12 protein-coding genes and 1 pseudogene are annotated in these 16784 nt (G+C 39.6%); 5 read left to right on the top strand and 8 right to left on the bottom strand.

Annotated features, from left to right (window positions below; translation table 11 throughout):
- Positions 1–618: 618 nt before the first annotated feature.
- Together HG267_RS34355 and HG267_RS34350 are read left to right on the top strand one after the other, a co-directional pair.
- Positions 619–1968: a glutamate-cysteine ligase family protein gene (locus tag HG267_RS34355; protein WP_045870225.1), complete on the top strand. Its 1350-nt coding sequence runs from the start codon at positions 619–621 to the stop codon at positions 1966–1968.
- 84 nt (positions 1969–2052) lie between these two features.
- Positions 2053–2238, top strand: coding sequence for a hypothetical protein (locus HG267_RS34350; protein ID WP_045870226.1), 186 nt, complete (start codon positions 2053–2055; stop codon positions 2236–2238).
- Here HG267_RS34350 and HG267_RS34345 read toward each other — a convergent pair whose 3' ends face one another.
- Both HG267_RS34345 and HG267_RS34340 read right to left on the bottom strand, forming a co-directional pair.
- Positions 2239–2709 carry an Hsp20/alpha crystallin family protein gene (locus tag HG267_RS34345; protein WP_045870227.1) on the bottom strand — a complete coding sequence of 157 codons (471 nt, stop codon included), beginning with the start codon at positions 2707–2709 and terminating at the stop codon, positions 2239–2241. It lies immediately after the preceding gene.
- Positions 2710–3012: 303 nt separating this feature from the next.
- Entirely contained in the window at positions 3013–3708 is a 696-nt protein-coding gene (locus tag HG267_RS34340) for a rhomboid family intramembrane serine protease (protein ID WP_045870228.1), read from the bottom strand.
- Positions 3709–3925: 217 nt separating this feature from the next.
- On the opposite strand from HG267_RS34340, the gene HG267_RS34335 reads away from it, so the two are divergent.
- Positions 3926–6046: a serine/threonine-protein kinase gene (locus tag HG267_RS34335; protein ID WP_045870229.1), complete on the top strand. Its 2121-nt coding sequence runs from the start codon at positions 3926–3928 to the stop codon at positions 6044–6046.
- Positions 6047–6193: 147 nt separating this feature from the next.
- Here the strand turns inward: HG267_RS34335 and HG267_RS34330 are convergent, their stop codons facing one another.
- From HG267_RS34330 to HG267_RS34305, 6 genes and pseudogenes are all read right to left on the bottom strand, one after another.
- On the bottom strand, positions 6194–7240 hold the full coding sequence (locus HG267_RS34330) for a CHAT domain-containing protein (RefSeq protein WP_052335179.1): 1047 nt from the start codon (positions 7238–7240) through the stop codon (positions 6194–6196).
- Between the two features lie 47 nt (positions 7241–7287).
- The gene (locus tag HG267_RS34325) at positions 7288–10077 is read right to left on the bottom strand and encodes a GAF domain-containing protein (RefSeq protein WP_045870230.1); all 2790 of its coding nucleotides are present in this window, start codon (positions 10075–10077) and stop codon (positions 7288–7290) included.
- Between the two features lie 470 nt (positions 10078–10547).
- Positions 10548–12308 (bottom strand): serine/threonine-protein kinase, encoded by a 1761-nt coding sequence (locus HG267_RS34320; RefSeq protein ID WP_045870231.1) that lies wholly within the window; start codon positions 12306–12308, stop codon positions 10548–10550.
- A 390-nt stretch (positions 12309–12698) separates the two neighbouring features.
- A complete protein-coding gene (locus HG267_RS34315) occupies positions 12699–12953 on the bottom strand; it encodes a hypothetical protein (protein ID WP_045870232.1) in 255 nt (84 codons plus the stop codon).
- 270 nt (positions 12954–13223) lie between these two features.
- Positions 13224–13382 carry a hypothetical protein gene (locus tag HG267_RS34310; RefSeq protein WP_263420003.1) on the bottom strand — a complete coding sequence of 53 codons (159 nt, stop codon included), beginning with the start codon at positions 13380–13382 and terminating at the stop codon, positions 13224–13226.
- Positions 13383–13464: 82 nt separating this feature from the next.
- Positions 13465–14022: pseudogene (locus HG267_RS34305) on the bottom strand (HAD family hydrolase).
- An 87-nt stretch (positions 14023–14109) separates the two neighbouring features.
- Here HG267_RS34305 and HG267_RS34300 point away from each other — a divergent pair.
- Positions 14110–15144, top strand: coding sequence for an isopenicillin N synthase family dioxygenase (locus HG267_RS34300; protein ID WP_045870233.1), 1035 nt, complete (start codon positions 14110–14112; stop codon positions 15142–15144).
- 352 nt (positions 15145–15496) lie between these two features.
- Positions 15497–16417, top strand: a complete 921-nt coding sequence (locus HG267_RS34295) for a 3'-5' exonuclease (protein WP_045870234.1) — start codon at positions 15497–15499, stop codon at positions 16415–16417.
- Positions 16418–16784 lie beyond the last annotated feature (367 nt).

The following is a 16784-nucleotide window of genomic DNA, read 5'->3' as shown; positions in this document are numbered from 1 at the left end:
ATAGAAAACATCAACTTATTTATAAAAAACAAGTTGACCTTGTTTATGAACGAGTTCTCATTCATAGAAAACATCAACTCATTTATAAAAAACAAGTTGACCTTGATCATGAACAAGTTCTTGTGTATAGAAAACATCAACTTATTTATGAAAAACAAGTTGACCTTGTTTATGAACAAGTTCTTGTTTATGGAAAACATCAACTCATTTATGAAAAACAAGTTCTTATTTATAGAAAACATCAACTCATTTGTGCCCAACGCCTTGATGTAATACTTATCTGGTTAAGGAGAAAGCCAGAACCCTTTTACCCTTAACCCTTTACCTTTCCCCAAATCTTCCTCTACCCGACTTTGTAGGTGTGTTGCGAAAGTGATATCGGTGGAGGCTGATATAGGACAATAAAGCTTGTTCAGAATTTGAGCATTATTTTTTGATAAATCACAACTACCTACGAGTATTAATAAGCTCGTTGGGTATTGAGATATTTACTGATAGGGTCTTCCAGTTTTGGAGTTAATGCGATCGCTCAACTGCTGAACTGAACAGTTACCTTTCTCTCAAGGATTTCCAAACGTTGGTAAGACCCGTAACCTCATTAACAAAATATTTGGGATTATGGATGTATTACAACGTCGCATGGGTCTTGAGCAAGAGTTTTTCCTAGTAGATGAGACGGGCGAACTCAGCAATCGTGGCGATGAATTTTTGCAGGGTTGTCATTTGATGGCGGAGACTCAAGGCTTAAACCCTAATTACTTTGTGCCAGAGTTCGTCAAAAGTATTGTAGAAATTAATACTCCACCAGCTTACTCTGGTTCAGAGCTAGCTACAGAGTATTTAAAAAATCTCAAATTGGCGTTAGTTGTAGCGCGGCAAATGGGTTTACGGCTTTATCCTCTCTCTAGCTACCCTTTGCATATTATGCCTGTGATGCGCGACCATCCAAATTATCATATTCAAGCGCGGACAGTCGGCTACGATCGCTTTTTGCACGCCGGGAAATGTACGGGTGTACACCTGCATTTAGAAGTACCGCCTGGAGTCATCGATCCGCGTGTGGCTGTATCCTACAACTCTACAGCAACCGAGCGAGAGGAATTACTTAATATCTACAACTTAGCTACAGCTTTTGACTCAGCCTTAATTTCTTTGGGGCGTGCTTGTCCTTTTTATGAAGGTGAGGCGATTGGATTAGCTGCCCACACAATTCGTTATCGCGGTAGCGAAATCTTTGGTTGGGATGGTGTATATACTTATTTACAGCCAGTCGGTGGATTGATGCCTTATGCCGAGAACGTGGAAATCTTAGTTGAGCAGCAATTTGCCCGCTATTATGCTTGGCTGCAAGCCTTAGATAAAGCCGGAATTGAACGCCAGCAGTTTTTAAAGGCGGGAGGAAGCTTATTGAAATCAGCATGGAATCCCATCAGGCTCAATAAACTGGGTACTGTAGAAATTAGATGTATTGACAGCAACTATCCATCAGTAATTATTGCTGTAATTGCACTTTTAGAAAAAGCTGCCCATCGAGTCAGAAGCCAGCACTTAAAAGTTAGACCAGCTAAGGAATTATATACCTTTGAAGTTAGCGGAAAGTACCTGTGGGTGCCAGATTTTGAATATTTAAATGGCGAATTACTTTATGCTGCGGCGACAGAAGGAGTTAAACACCCGAAAGTTCAAGCTTACCTCGATTCTGTGTTGCAATTTGCCATTACAGATGGCGGCGAAGGTACAAAGTATTTAGCAAAATTGCGATCGCAACTAGACCATTATCACAGTATAGAAGCGGATATTTTGGCAGAATTTACCCCCACCACCGCCAAACTTTCGCGAGATGACGGTTTGCGTTTGGTAAGAGAGTGTTGTGACAAATTAGAAGCACAGGTATTAAGGCTGGATACTCAGCACCCCCTAGCAGCTTTAGATCGGGAAGTTGAGGTTGTTAATTCCGTGAGGCGTTAGGGGTTGGGGAACTCGGGGCCCCCTCTGGGGATAAGGGAGATGAGGGAGATGAGGGAGATAAGGGGGATGAGGGGGATGAGGGGGATGAGGGGGATAACACCAAACCCCCATTACCAATTACCAATTACCAATTACACATTACCCAATGCCCAATGCCCAATGCCTAATGCCCAATGCCCAATGCCCAATGCCCCATGCCCACTTCCAACAAAAAGCGATCGCACCTCAATGATGAGTCAAAGTGCGATCGCCACCTTAGCCAAAACCTAATTAACCGATATTTACCTTGACAACTTTTTGTTTGTCGGCTTCTGCTTTCGGTAAAGTGAGTTTAAGAATGCCATCTTTATATTCAGCTTCTACTTTTTCATGTTGAATTTGGGACGGTAGGGGAATCACCCGTTGGAATTTACCATAGCGGAATTCCGAGCGAGCTACACCGTTTTCTTCTGTCTTAGTTTCAGATTTCCTCTCACCGCTAATAGAAACTGAATCGGTAGTGACTTCTACATTAATATCTTTTGCTTCCAAACCAGGAATTTCCAGTTTTAGGCGAATTGCATCATCAGTTTCTTCCATTTCCGCAGATGGAACGAAGCCAAATCCAATACCTTCACCACCATTAGTTGTTGGCATTAATTCCTCGAACAAGCGGTTCATTTGCCGTTGTAAAGTATCAATTTCGCGGAATGGTTCTAGACGGTCAATATCTCGAAATAGATTCCAACGCATAAGTGCCATACTATCACCTCTAAGAAGCAATGTTTGGTTTGAGGAAGCTTAATCTCAAGCTTGGTTGTAGGTAAAAACTCTTGTTGTTTTCAGCAATTAACTTTTTATTTCTTAAAGCTTAGTCTCAAGCTTCCTAATTAATAGATTAGTGCAAATTTATCAGTTAGTAAGTTCGGTTTTATGACAAAAACTATAGCAATAGCCGTACCTGTTTGTAGGCTGCACAAGCCATAGTAATTTTGGGGGAGAGGGAAAAGGGGAAGGGGGAAAGGGGAAAGGAAACTACCTTGAAACTTAAATACTACCCCCTACTCACTTTTGTAATCGCATGAAGACGGCACCAATTACTAATCCTGCTGCTTGCGCCCAGTAAGCAATACTGAATTGATTAACCCCCGCAGGGGGAATATTTAAACTACCAATTCCATAAAATAACTGTTGGATAAACCACCAAACTAAATAGGCAAATGCAGGTAATTTAGCAGGAATATAAATGAATATTAGGGGGAGAATACTGTCAATTTTGGCTTTAGGAAACTTTACAATATAAGCCCCTAAAACAGCTGCGATCGCACCATTTGCACCAATCAAGGGAACTGTTAAATTAGGTTCAGAAAATATTTGTACTAATTCTGTAAAAATGCCAGTTAATAAATAAAATCCTAAATAGCGTCCATGACCGAGAATATTTTCTAGACTTTTACCAAAAACCCATAAAAAAAGTAGATTACCTAATATTTGGCTAAAACTACCATGTAGGAACATTGCTACTGGCAAAGAAAGCAATCGCCAGCCTACCACTACCCAAGCTGCGGGGTTAACACTCGCATTGATAATTCCGTCAATAATCTGCGCTGGTATCACACCCCAACTTTGAATAAATGCGCCTAATTGATCGCTTAATTCTAATTGGATTTCCCAGAAAAATATTGCAATATTAATACCAATCAGCCAGTAAGTAATCATCGGTCGATGACGAATGCGAATATTATCATTAATAGGAATCATTATTTGTCATTTGTCATTTGTCATTTGTCATTTGTCATTTGGTAATTGGTAATTGGTAATCGGTAATCGGTAATGGGAATTCCTCCCCTACTTCCTCGGCTTCCTCATCTCCCCAGTCCCCAATCCCCAATCCCCAATCCCCAATCCCCAATCCCCATCCGGTTCTCCTGTGCCAATATTGAAATCAGATAATATTGCACTTAACTAGGCAAACCTGATGCTGGGAAACACACTTGTAGGAAGATACCAAATTATTAGCCACTTGGGTGGTGGGGGGTTCGGGGAAACCTTTGTTGCTTGTGATACTCAATTGCCGGGATCTCCTCAATGTGTTGTCAAAAAACTCAAGCCTCAGGCAAACGATCCAGTAACTTTAGAAACGGCTAGACGTTTATTTGATACTGAAGCTCAAGTTCTGTATAAATTAGGTACTCATGATTGTATTCCTCAACTTTTAGCATACTTTGAGGAAAATGCAGAATTCTATCTCGTACAAGAATTCATTGAAGGACACAATCTCAGTCAGGAATTAACACCAGGGAAAATTCTGACTCAAACTGAGGTAATTTCTTTGTTGATGGAGATTCTCGAAATTTTAAAGTTTGTTCATCAACAAAATGTAATTCACCGCGATGTCAATCCCTATAATTTATTGCGACGCAAATCAGATAGGAAGTTGGTGTTAATCGACTTTGGTGCAGTTAAGCAAATTTCCTCACAAGTAATTACACCACAAGGACATACTAAATCTACTGTTGCTATTGGGACTCCGGGATATTTACCAGGGGAACAAGCACAAGGAAATCCTAAATTTAGTAGTGATATATATGCGGTGGGGATAGTCGCGCTGCAAGCTTTAACTGGATTACCACCAGAACAATTAGAAAAGGATGCTGATACTAATGAAATTATCTGGCAAAGTCATACTAAAGTATCGCCAGAGTTTGCCCAAGTGTTAAACAAAATGGTATGTTATGATTTTCGGCAGCGCTACAATTCCGCAACAGAAGCATTACAAGCACTGCAAGATTTAACACGACCTGCGGCTAAAACAGTCGCTTTAATTCCAGCTTTGCCATTTAAAAATTTGCCCAATCCTCAATTTAAAAAAGAAATTCTACACAAGATTTTAGCAGCTACATTTATTTTAGGTGTGAGTGGGGCAATTGGGATATTTATTATTGATGGGATTCATACAAATAACGCTACAGAATTATATAAGCAAGGTAATACATTATATGATTTACAACGCTATCAAGATGCTCTAGCTGTATATGATAAAGCAGTTGATATTAGACCAGATTACCCTCAAGGATGGTATGGTAAAGGCAAAAGTTTAGCAGAATTAAAGCAATATAAAGAAGCACTAGCAGCTTATGATAAAGCCATTCAAATTTTGCCAGATTATGTAGAAGCTTGGAGCGCTAGAGGTTTGGCTTTGGCAAATTTACAGCGTTACCAAGAAGCGATCGCCTCTTTTGACAAAGCCTTACAATTAGAAGGCAATTCTCCCGAAATTTGGAATGCTAAAGGAGAAGCTTGGAGTAGTTTAAAACAATATGATAACGCCATTAAAGCTTACAATAAAGCAATTGAATTACAGAAAAATTATGAAATAGCTTGGGAAAATAAAGGTTTAGCGCTGCACAATTTAAAACGCTATGACGACGCAATTATAGCATACGATAAAGCCTTAGAATTAAAACCAGATGATGCGTCATTCCATTATAATCGCGGGAATGCCTTAGTAAATGTGGGTCGCTACGAAGATGCTTTAAAAGATTACGACCGGGCAGTACAATATAAATCCGATTATTATCAAGCTTGGTTATCGAGAAGCAATATTCTCATGAGTTTGCGGCGTTATCCAGAAGCAGTAGAATCATTTGATCAAGTCATTAAATCTAATCCCGGAAATTTCCAAGCCTGGTATAGTCGAGGTTGGGCACTACATCAAAGCCAACGCTATCAACAAGCAATTGATTCTTATAATAAAGCCATTTCTTTGCGGCGTAACGATTACCAAGTTTGGTATAACTTAGGAAATTCGCAATACAATTTACAGAAATACGAAGATGCGATCGCATCCTATAATCGCGCAGTTCGTTACAAACCAGATTATTACGAAAGCTGGTATAGCAAAGGCAATGCCCTAGTAAACTTAAAACGCTACCAAGATGCGATCGCAGCTTATGCACAAGCTATCAAATACAAGCCAGACTATCAACAAGCCATCGAAGCCAGCAAGCAAGCACAAAATCAACTACAAGCGGAAAAATCACAGCCTCTAGTTATTCCCATCATTACCATTCCTAACCCTCTCGCACCAAAACAATGAATTATCCTATTTTGGATCTGAGATTTTGCCTTCGTGTATCTCAGTGAGAGTTTCCCACTTCCAGGTTCCGTGGCTTTAACAACACACTATGCCAACAGAGATTCCACATCCTGCTAGCAAAACATTAATCTGTCCGTTCACTGATTTTCACCTTTTATAAATAACAGGAGTTAAATTCTCCGCTATACCATGTAATTTAATTTCGGTACAGCCAAACTGGTAAGCTTTCTCTATAGAACGATTGGCACCCAGTGCTTTGTAAAATCCCACAGAAAATGCGATCGCGGCTTGATCGCCAATTAAATAATTCATTCCAATCACAAACGGAATGTATTTAGCAATAGCTTCCGCTTGAGTTTTGGAATAACAAGCATTCAACACTACACAATTTACCTGGTCTTCTACAAGTTCAAATAATGAAGCTAAAGCATCAGGCTTAATCGGTTGAATTTGACCTAACTCATTTTCTACATACAATTCCCCAGTATTCATCCCATGTCCAGAAAAATGGACAATATGAGGCTCAATATCCAGTAAAGCCTGACTGATATCCCCAGGACGAACTGACAAGCGTTGTTCTAGTAAAAAGTTGTCTCTTTGTTTAGCTAATTGCAATCTTTGCTGAATCTCTCGCAACTCTTGTCCTAGACGTAACCTAGCAGCATCTGTAGGGTCAGATGATAAAAACAAGATTTTCAACGGATTAGCTGCGATCGCAAGTAGTTGATGATCATCATTTGAACTTTTGAAAACTGCTTGATGATTCCGAGATTTTTGAAGTTCATTATTTAAAATATCCTGAACTTTATTAATAAAATTTCTACTGTCAAAATCGCTTTTGCTAAAGAAATCAGATGCTTTATATTCCAGCAATAAGTCGCGAACATCCTGAGTGTTTACCACAGGTGTTCCACTGACAGCAATAGCTGGTATCTGCCGAGCACAAGCAAGTTCAACTAAATGTATTCCTAACTTTTGACGACGAGAAAGAGATGAATCACCCAAACCAATGTCAGTAATCAACAAATGCCAATCGCTATCTCTAAAAGCTTTAGAAGCTTCATCAAAAGTCCTGACAATCTGAATGATATCCTGAGGATGACCAATATTGCGTAAAGCTGTCCGAATCTTCCCTTCAAGAATATCTTGCCAATCAGAATCATCCTCAACCAGAAGAACTTTGAAAAATATCATCGGTTCCTCCTTGCCACCACTTGTGGTAATTAATGCCTAGGTTCTGCTTAAGTTTCTGGTTTATAGACTGGCAAGATCATAATAAAATTAGTCCCTTGATTGAGTACGCTATTCACATTTAAACAACCTCCTAAACGTTCTACGTATAATTTTGTCCACCACAATCCGAAACCCATACCTCTTCTCGCTGTTTTGGTGGTGTAATCAGGCTGGAAAATCTTTTCTAGATTTTCGTAAGCGATACCTACGCCAGTATCACATATTCGCACTTCTACCAAACACTGTATTTCTCTTTGGACACTAGTGCCAATAATCGATACCCTACCACCTTGGGGCATTGCTTCCACAGCATTTTGAATTAAGTTATCAAAAACATATATTAATTGCTGTTCACCACCTAATACCTTGGGTACATCAGTTGCTATTTCTATATATGTAGTGATGTTAGTAGGTATGGACATTCTAGCTAGTGCATTTACCGCTATGTCAGATAAATCAATGGCACGAGGCTTTTCTTGAATCCAAATTGTCATTCGTTCCGCACTTTGCAAAACCTTATCTGCTCTTGATACAATTCGCTGTGCTTTATTTTTGCTATTCTCATCACCTTCATCCAAAATATCTTGCGCCCAGACTCGGATTGCACCCACATCATTATTCATACGATGCACTAACGGGCCAGCTAAATCACCCAAAGTGACCATTGTTTCCATATTCACCAGTTGTCTTTTGTTTTCTAAGTTTTGAATCCCAATTACTGCTTGGTCTGCTAAGGCTTCTAACATTCGCTGGTGTCTCTGGTTGAAAGCAGAAATATACTGGCTTTCTACGTTCAGTACACCTAGTAAGTGCTTATCTTTGTCTAGGAGTGGCACACATAACTCCGAACGGATATTGGGAAAGTAAGCTTGGTAACGCGGATCGGTTTGGACGTTATTTACCAATGCTGACTGGCGATTTCTGGCTACCCAACCTGTAATTCCTTCATATATACTATTGCGTCTTTCGATGAGGTCAATGAAACGATTGACAGCATACTTAGCTTTAGTAACTAGCTCCTGCTGGCTAGGATCTAGTAAGCGGATATTACCGACATCAGCACCACAAATCTGCACTGCGCGCTGTACAATCAGCTTCAGGAGTTCCTTTTGATCTAGAGTCGTGATAATCTTGCGATCAACATCACTGAGAGTTGCTAGCCAGCGTTGATTTTTAATGGCGATCGCAGCTGAAGAAGCCAGAGTTTCAATCATCTTTTTCTCATCTTCAGAAAAACTGTGAGGTCGGCGGTAATTAATAAACATTACTCCGACGATATCTTTATCAGCTTCTAGCAAAACACCAGCAGCAGAATGGATTTTTTCTCTACGAGTAAAAGCTGAATTCTGAAATATCGGTTCTGTTTCCAGTTGTGTAGCATAAACGTTTTCTCCCCGTTGAATCAGCAAAAATGGTACATCGTGTTCAATAATCTCATCTTGCATTTTCTGCTCTTGTCTCAATCTTCCTGCTGTTTTTGGAGGAGTTGTAAATTGCCTTTCAGTCTGGATATATTCGTAAATATTCACTACATCTGCACCTAAAACATTCAAAGTATTCCAAGCAACACGATGTAAAAGATTATCTTCTGGTATGCGACCGAGAGATTGGGTGACAGAGTAGAGTGCTGCTAACTGGCGTGCTTCATCACGCATTTGTTGGATTCTGATCGTGTGCCAAATTGCATCAACAGCCCACTGTCGGACAAATAGTTCTACTAAGCGCAGCTTACGTGAAGACAATATATAGGTGCGCCGAAATAGAACATAAAGTATTCCTTCTTTGTTCTCAACCTGCAACGGAAAAGCTGCCATTGCTTTAATCCCAGAGGAAAAAGCTTGGGGGTTAAGCTTTGCCATTTCCAGTTTTTCATGACCTTGAGATACATCTGGGATAAACTTGTACTTTTTTGCTTGAATCGCTTGTCGTCCCAGTCCATTATGACGCGGTGGAGAAGCTTTGAGAAATTGCTTCCCAATGCCGTCAGAAAAGACTTCATAAATGTAACGACCCTGTTCTAAATTTGACTCGTATAAAAAATGCAGCGTAGCTGCATCAGCATCGAGAATTTGTTTGGCTTTCTCTGCGATCGTTTCTAAAACCCTCGGTAGTTGTGCTTGCCAAATATCCAAAGATTGCCGAGCAATATATTGTAGTAATCGCGATAATATCTGTTCCTCAATTCGCCTTTCTGGAGAACTATAACCCGCTTCTACTGTACCGATAACTATCACTTCTGGATTGCGCCCCTCAGATTGTAGATCTGGTGGTAGGCGCAATTTGTAAACTTCATGTTGTCTTTCGCTATTCTCTTCAAATTGAGGGTTGATTTTCTGCCATTTACAACGCTCAAACCAATTTTTAATGACTCTGCCGTTATAATCTTGAACCAAGACTATGGGTGTAAATACACGAACTAACTTTTCATGACCATACTCTTGATAAATCCAGCGATCAAAGCGTTTGTCCCACCCAGAAATAATTTCAGTTTGCTGAGTTTGGACTATATCTGCTTGAATATCTCTGAGTTCTGGGTCGGGTTCCAAGTAATGTTTGCCCAGATTAGCCCATACTACTCCCGTACCACTTCCATGTACGCCTTCAATAATATTTTTTTCTAGAGAAATTAAAGATATGTTGGCAAAATCAAAACCCAGTGCCAGGATGTTTTGACAGACTGCTTCTAGAATATCTTCCAGCTTAAACAGTTTTGAGGTAGCTCGTTCTACCTGGTCTAAAGCCTCCAAAATAGATGTCTCAAAAGCTTTTAACTGTGATTTTCTGCGAGCACCCACCATAGCACCTCTCTTTCTTTGCCTTATGAGTATAATGCTAGACAATAGCTCGCTTGAGCATCAAAGCTGGTATATGTAATATCCTTAATCTACAAGCTGAGACTGTGAGAAAATAAAGAGTTGAGGAATTTTATACTCAAAAAAATTTAAACAAAATGTTTGTCGATTGCTAAGACTGACAAATATATTTGTTATTTAATTACATACTCTAGCCAGAGAAAAATAAGTAATATCAAATTGTGATAGTTAATATTGTTTGAAATTTCTGTAACTGTCTGATAGCAAGGATTTATAACCTTTGCATATCTACAAATTTCGATAAATCTTGTGGGACGTACAGCCCGTCAGAATAATGCATTCATGAATTGCTATCAATTATTTTTCAAATTTGTATTAACACAGCATTAAGGGCGCACAGCTGTGCGCCCCTATTGAGATTTAAAGAGTTTTGCACGTGTAGCTTGGGGTATTGACTAATATAAATTGTCAATCTTACTAGCTGAGTAGTAATGGGGATCAGCTTGTGTCTTTCTTGAGGCTGAATTTACTTTTGATACAGCTACTTTACTACTTGGGCCGCGCAGACGTTGTTTTTGTGCATACTCATTGAGTTTCATTTGTGCTTGTGCGTAAACAGTAGTATTTTTTGGAACCTTGTGCAGGAATTTGACCGCATCATCAAATTGACCAGCAGAGGCTTTGTTGTAAGCTTTTTGTAAAAAGTAAGTAGCTCGAATTTGCTGCTTTTTATCGTACTCAGCCAATTTTTTCTGCACGATCGCACCAGCAGCACTTTCTTGAGGGATTTGACGCAAATAGCTGATAGCAGTAGCAAAATCTTTATTATTTGCGCTTGCGTAAGCTTTAGCTAATAAATCTTGCGATTGTGCTTCTATGTTGACTTGTGCCTGCTGCACTAGTTTATCTGTTTTAGATTGCCAATATAAAATATCAGGAACTTTAGGCGCGATCGCTAAAACATCTGACCATCTACCAGCTTGGAAGGCGGTTTCTGCAAATTGGTATTGTTCAGCAGCTACTTGCCATTGCTGTTGCCATTCTTCAACTGTGGCTTGAGCTTCTGGATAAATTTTACTTTGGGTGGGAATTGATTTGACGAGTGCGATCGCTTCATCTAAATCTCCCGATTGATATTCTTCTGTCGCTTTATATAAAGTTTCTTTATCAGAGTAGGCTGGAGAAGTTGTAAATAAGGAATATACACCCAATCCCAGCAATACAGAATTAGCCGCCAAACCAACTCTCATTCCTGTGAGTAATGGCGCAGACTTCTGTGGTGTTACAGGAGTGGCGACGATATTGCTATTGCTAGGTTCTTCAGGTGGTAAAGACAGGCTATATAGTGCTTCTAATTGGGGTAACTCATTTTCCCACCGCATTTCTTGGATTATTTGCAATACCTCACCCGCAGATTGGAAGCGGTCTTCGTAATCGTAGCGAATCATTTGGCTGAGAATAGCAGCTAAATAATCGTTAACTTGTGTTTGAGGAGTATGCCAAATAATTTCATTTGTATAGGGATCTAATTGAAATTGTAATGGTGCCATTCCGGTTAAAGCTTGGATGGCAATTATACCTAAAGAATAAATATCGCTATTAGGCTGTGTTTGACCAATAAATTGCTCTGGTGGGATATAACCCAACGAAGTAACCGGAACATTCTGAATAGGTAATTCTGTATCCTCGCCAAAATCAACTGGCTGGATGGAACCAAAATCAATCAGTACTAATTTGCCATCCGCAGCACGTCTAATTAAATTTTCTGGTTTGATATCGCAATGGATCACTCCCTGAGAGTGAACAAAATCCAGAATTCCTAAAACATCTTCTAAAAACTCAACAACTTGGACTTCACTCCAAATCTCACCACATTTTTTATTGATGGGTAGTTCTTCAGTTAATGAATGTCCTTCAATAAACTCTTGCACTAAATAGAAACGTTCGTTTTCCTCAAAGCAAGCAATGAGTTGAGGAATTTGGTCGTGACATTCCAAACGCTTGAGAGTTTCGGTTTCCGTGAGAAAACGTAACCTTAAGTCATCCAGGTAACTAGGTTGACAATTGCTCACCTTGAGCTGTTTAACAACGCACTTAGGGTTCTCGGGGTAATCTATGTCTACGGCAATATAGGTTTGTCCAAAGACTCCTGCACCTAGGCTTTGAACGATTTGGTAACGCCTTTGTAGTACTTTACCGATCATGTGGTGGATCATGAGCTGGTTACTTCGTAAGTAGTCCTAATCTACTTTTTCTGTAATTTCCACCCAATTTCCGGAACTACCTAGAATTAATTCTGTAGGCGGTTGACTCGTCTAATCCAAACCTTAGCGGTGTCAGTATTTTTTTTTGACTAAAAAATATATTAAGATTTTTATACCTTCAACAGCCATTGCTGATTAAGTATTAAATCGCCTCATTTTAGCATCATCTGGCACTTTCTCCGGTGTGCCTATTGAGCCATTAGTATTGTAATTTCCAATCCAAAATTGTATTACCATTGTCAAGTCAGCCATTCACGCCCAGTTTTGGCACAATCTAGCATAAAAATCTGTCTTTTCCATGCTCTAGGGCCATTTTTCAGCTAGCTTCCCAACACCCAAATTTTAATTATTCATCAGAGATACAAGCCGAGAAAACCAATAAACAATTTCTGGATCGCAGAAGGTTGTCAGTCGAGCCATTTCTCTGGCTAGCTGATACGCTTCCTCACCCTTAGCATGGCTTGTCAGTCCGGCATGATTGAGTAATGCGGCTTTCAAGTCTCCGGGATAAGTGGGTAAACTTTGACCTGTGGCATAGTTCATTCGGCTGAGAATAGGATTCCAGTCGATTTGGTTAGTAGTAATATGTGCATTCATAAAGTGTGTTGCATTTTTAGGATGATATAGCAATATTCCCTAAGTTATAAAAAAGAAATTATTTAGAAGCCTAACTATTTTAAAGTCGGGAATGAATCTGGTTTTGATAATTTAGGATTGCTATATTTCTAATTTATGCTGCTCAATCAGTAGTAGCAAATATATTTTCTTTTTATATTAATAAATATAAGTTATAGAAAAATATTCAAAGTTTACAAGTTTACATTACTCAAATTTTATCTCTAAGATAGCAGCGCGGATATATTTTATTTACCAAGAAGCAACGATCCCAGGCAATTCGCTTAAATCATCAATAATCGCATCCGGATGTTCTGGTGCTTGCCATCCTAAGTCTCTCTTCCAAATACTTTTCATCCCCATCCTCTTAGCTCCCATCACATCCAATACTGCTCGGTTAAGGATTGTCAACTCTTAATTTGGTTTGGGGAAAAGGTGAAAGGGTAAGGGTTAAAGGTTTTTTATTGTCCCTTTTCCCCTTCGCCTTTTGCCCTTAACCGACAAGTATTGCCATCACATCTGTTTGAGGATGATCTCCGATAAATACGCTTTCATTTGGTAGTATATTCAAGTTACGTAAAGCGCGCAGAAATATTTCTGCATCCGGTTTGCGAACTCCTTCAAATTCTGAAATTAAGATTGTTTGAAAATATTTTTCAATGCCTAAACCTTGAATGGTACGCTGCTGAAACTTGCCAAGACCATTAGTAATAATTCCTAATAAATATCCTGCTTTAGTAAGAGCTTCTAGTGTCTCTAGCAGGTTGACAAAAGGTATACAAGAATGCATGAAATTTATTTCATAATCCTCAAGCAAATCTGCCCATGAAATCGCTTCAATGCCAAATTCTCTAACAAGAGTTTGGTAAACTTTATCTTTCCAAACGTACCCACGGCAATCTAATTAGATAAATCTGCTAATATAATCGGGCTTGGCAATTTTAGCTAATTCCGCCGGAAATCGGTCATATTGATGAGCAATAAAATGTTGGATAGAAGCATCTCTATCTAGTAAAGTTCCATCTAAATCAAACAGAATAGCGCGAATCATTCAATTTTAGATTTTGGATTGATACATAGTTGAAGAAGAAAGTCCCAATGAAAAAATTTCACAGCACACAACGAGGAGGACAGTAGCATGAATAGCTTACAAGTTGTGGATGAAGGATTTTCACAAGTGCCGCTAATTGATATTAGCGCCTTGGTTTGTGGAAAAGGCGATCGCCTACAAGTAGCATCGGAAATTGGGCAAGCTTGTCGTGAGTGCGGATTTTTTTATATTGTGGGACATGGTGTAGATGAAGGCTTGCAGCAACGGCTAGAACAACTCAGCCGCCAGTTTTTTGCCCAGGATTTAGCAACTAAAATGGCAATCCGTATGGCTTTGGGTGGTAAAGCTTGGCGGGGGTATTTCCCAGTTGGGGGCGAACTCACATCGGGTAAGCCTGATATCAAAGAAGGTATTTATTTTGGTGCAGAACTAGGAAACAATCACCCACTCGTACAAGCAAATACCCCTATGCATGGTGCTAATCTCTTCCCCGAGAATATCCCTTTATTCCGCGAAACCGTGCTGGAATATATGGAGGCGATGACTCAACTAGGGCACATTTTAATGGCTGGTATTGCTCTGAGCTTAGGGCTAGAAGCAGCTTATTTTGCTGAACGTTATACATCAGATCTCCTCACCTTATTTCGGATTTTTAACTATCCCCCAGATTTGTCACCTGCTGATGGTGAAAATCGCTGGGGTGTGGGTGAACATACAGACTACGGCGTTTTAACTATCCTCAAACAGGATGATTCCGGCGGATTGCAAGTTAAATCGCGATCGCGCTGGGTAGCTGCGCCGCCAATTCCCGGTTCCTTTGTCTGCAATATTGGCGATATGCTTGATCGCATGACTAGAGGTTTGTATCGTTCAACGCCTCATCGGGTGCAGAATTTATCAGGACGCGATCGCCTTTCGTTCCCTTTCTTTTTCGATCCCAACTTTGATGTCGAGGTAAAGCCAATTCCCCTAGATGGGGTAATAGCCAAAGATGATCGCGCAGAACGTTGGGATCAGTCTAGCGTTCACGACTTTCAAGGAACCTATGGGGATTATGTGCTGAGTAAAGTATCTAAAGTTTTCCCAGAGTTGCGGCGGACGGTTTTAGAGATTACCCAGTAAATAGTTATCGCTTTGGCGAGCAGGGGAAGATGAGGGGACACAGGGGACAAGGTGACAATAAGAAAATACAGTTCAGTGAAGAAAATTACATTGATAACAAAACCAAAAACTAGTTACTCAACAAAAAAACCGAACAATAATTTTGGAGGGGATTTGGGGGACGCAACCGTCACCCAATCGGGGGTTTGGGGGAGAATCCCCCAATTGATCTGGCTTCTTTAATAAGTGACAAATCAATCGCTAATGAGCTTAACTGAGCCGTATTAGAAAATAAGAGGCATTCCAATTACCAATGCCCCAAAATTCCATTATTTTAATTGAAGTATCTGTAAATCCGAGGAAATTTTAGCCCATGCCCTATCTTACTTACGCCAGGGACATTTACGCCATTATTGCTAAATATACCAACGCTAAAACTCTCTGGATTGATACAGAAGTCGCTGATTATAAAAGTCGTCAACCGAAACTCTCGCTTATTCAGGTATTAGATGATCCTTCAGATATGAGTGGCGATCGCGTTTATCTTTTGGATGTTCTAGGAAAACCTGAAATCGTGGGGGAATTTATTGACAGCATTATGCTCAATCCTAGTATTGAAAAGGTATTTCATAATGCTAGTTACGATTTGAAATTTCTGGGTAATAAGCAAGCTAAAAATGTTACTTGTACCTTAGAAATCGCTAAAAAAATCCCTTACTATCTTTTGCCAGTACCTAACTATCAACTACAAACTTTAGCTACGGTACTTTGCGCTTTTAATAATATTGATAAAGAAGAGCAAATTAGTGATTGGGGACAGCGTCCTCTCACTGATTCACAAATTGATTATGCGTATTTAGATTGTATATATCTTGCTCAGGTACATTTAAAATTATTAGAGTTGCAATCCCAAACGAATCCCGATCCGGCTACAGAAGATTTAGCATTACTTGGTGCCAGATATACGGAAATTGAACAGCAGCATCATATATTAAACTCTGAGTTAGAGCATCTGCAAGAACGCATTAAAAAAGCTATGCAGATACAAAATGTCTCGGAAACATCATATTGCAAGCTGACTAAATATGAGCGCAAAACAGTAAAAGTTGCATTTACTGAACTCATGAGGCTAGTAGAAACCGCAGGTATTGATTTAGATTTTCCCATCCCCCTGACTCAGAAATTGCAAAAAGATTTAGGTACAAACCTAGAACAACTCTCTGTAGAGGTGGATGAAACTACCTCTTGGCGTTTAACACCGAAAAGTCCAGAAAGCGCGGCTGAGAGCGATTAAAAAATTACGGAGTTACATTTATTTTTAAATAATATAGTTACTTCAATAGCAACAAAGCTACTGACAGATAATGGTATATGCAACTAATTAATTTAAAATCTAAAATCTAATACCAATTTGAAAAAAGAATGTGACAGATGGTAGAGGCACGGCGTGCTGCGCCCTCTGGAATATATTGATGCGTCGCAAACATTTTTTGATTTGGTATCACTTATTAAAGAAGCCAGAAGAATTGGGGGATTCTCCCCCAAACCCCCGATTGGGTGACGGTTGCGTCCCCCAAACCCCCTCCAAAATGATTGTTCTGTTTTTTTGTTGAGTAATACCAATTGGAAAAAAGAATGCGACAGATTGTAGGGGCACGGCG

The sequence above is a fragment of the Tolypothrix sp. PCC 7601 genome (assembly GCF_025677855.1).
Taxonomy (GTDB): Bacteria; Cyanobacteriota; Cyanobacteriia; order Cyanobacteriales; family Nostocaceae; genus Aulosira; species Aulosira diplosiphon.
This window is presented reverse-complemented; position numbering and strand designations above follow the sequence as displayed.

What these genes read in the sequence shown, in the direction of transcription:
- HG267_RS34355 (WP_045870225.1), top strand. Translation starts at nt 619, where the DNA reads ATGGATGTATTACAACGTCGCATGGGTCTTGAGCAAGAGTTTTTCCTA.
- HG267_RS34350 (WP_045870226.1), top strand. Translation starts at nt 2,053, where the DNA reads ATGAGGGGGATAACACCAAACCCCCATTACCAATTACCAATTACCAAT.
- HG267_RS34345 (WP_045870227.1), bottom strand. Translation starts at nt 2,709, where the DNA reads ATGGCACTTATGCGTTGGAATCTATTTCGAGATATTGACCGTCTAGAA.
- HG267_RS34340 (WP_045870228.1), bottom strand. Translation starts at nt 3,708, where the DNA reads ATGATTCCTATTAATGATAATATTCGCATTCGTCATCGACCGATGATT.
- HG267_RS34335 (WP_045870229.1), top strand. Translation starts at nt 3,926, where the DNA reads ATGCTGGGAAACACACTTGTAGGAAGATACCAAATTATTAGCCACTTG.
- HG267_RS34330 (WP_052335179.1), bottom strand. Translation starts at nt 7,240, where the DNA reads ATGATATTTTTCAAAGTTCTTCTGGTTGAGGATGATTCTGATTGGCAA.
- HG267_RS34325 (WP_045870230.1), bottom strand. Translation starts at nt 10,077, where the DNA reads ATGGTGGGTGCTCGCAGAAAATCACAGTTAAAAGCTTTTGAGACATCT.
- HG267_RS34320 (WP_045870231.1), bottom strand. Translation starts at nt 12,308, where the DNA reads ATGATCCACCACATGATCGGTAAAGTACTACAAAGGCGTTACCAAATC.
- HG267_RS34315 (WP_045870232.1), bottom strand. Translation starts at nt 12,953, where the DNA reads ATGAATGCACATATTACTACTAACCAAATCGACTGGAATCCTATTCTC.
- HG267_RS34300 (WP_045870233.1), top strand. Translation starts at nt 14,110, where the DNA reads ATGAATAGCTTACAAGTTGTGGATGAAGGATTTTCACAAGTGCCGCTA.
- HG267_RS34295 (WP_045870234.1), top strand. Translation starts at nt 15,497, where the DNA reads ATGCCCTATCTTACTTACGCCAGGGACATTTACGCCATTATTGCTAAA.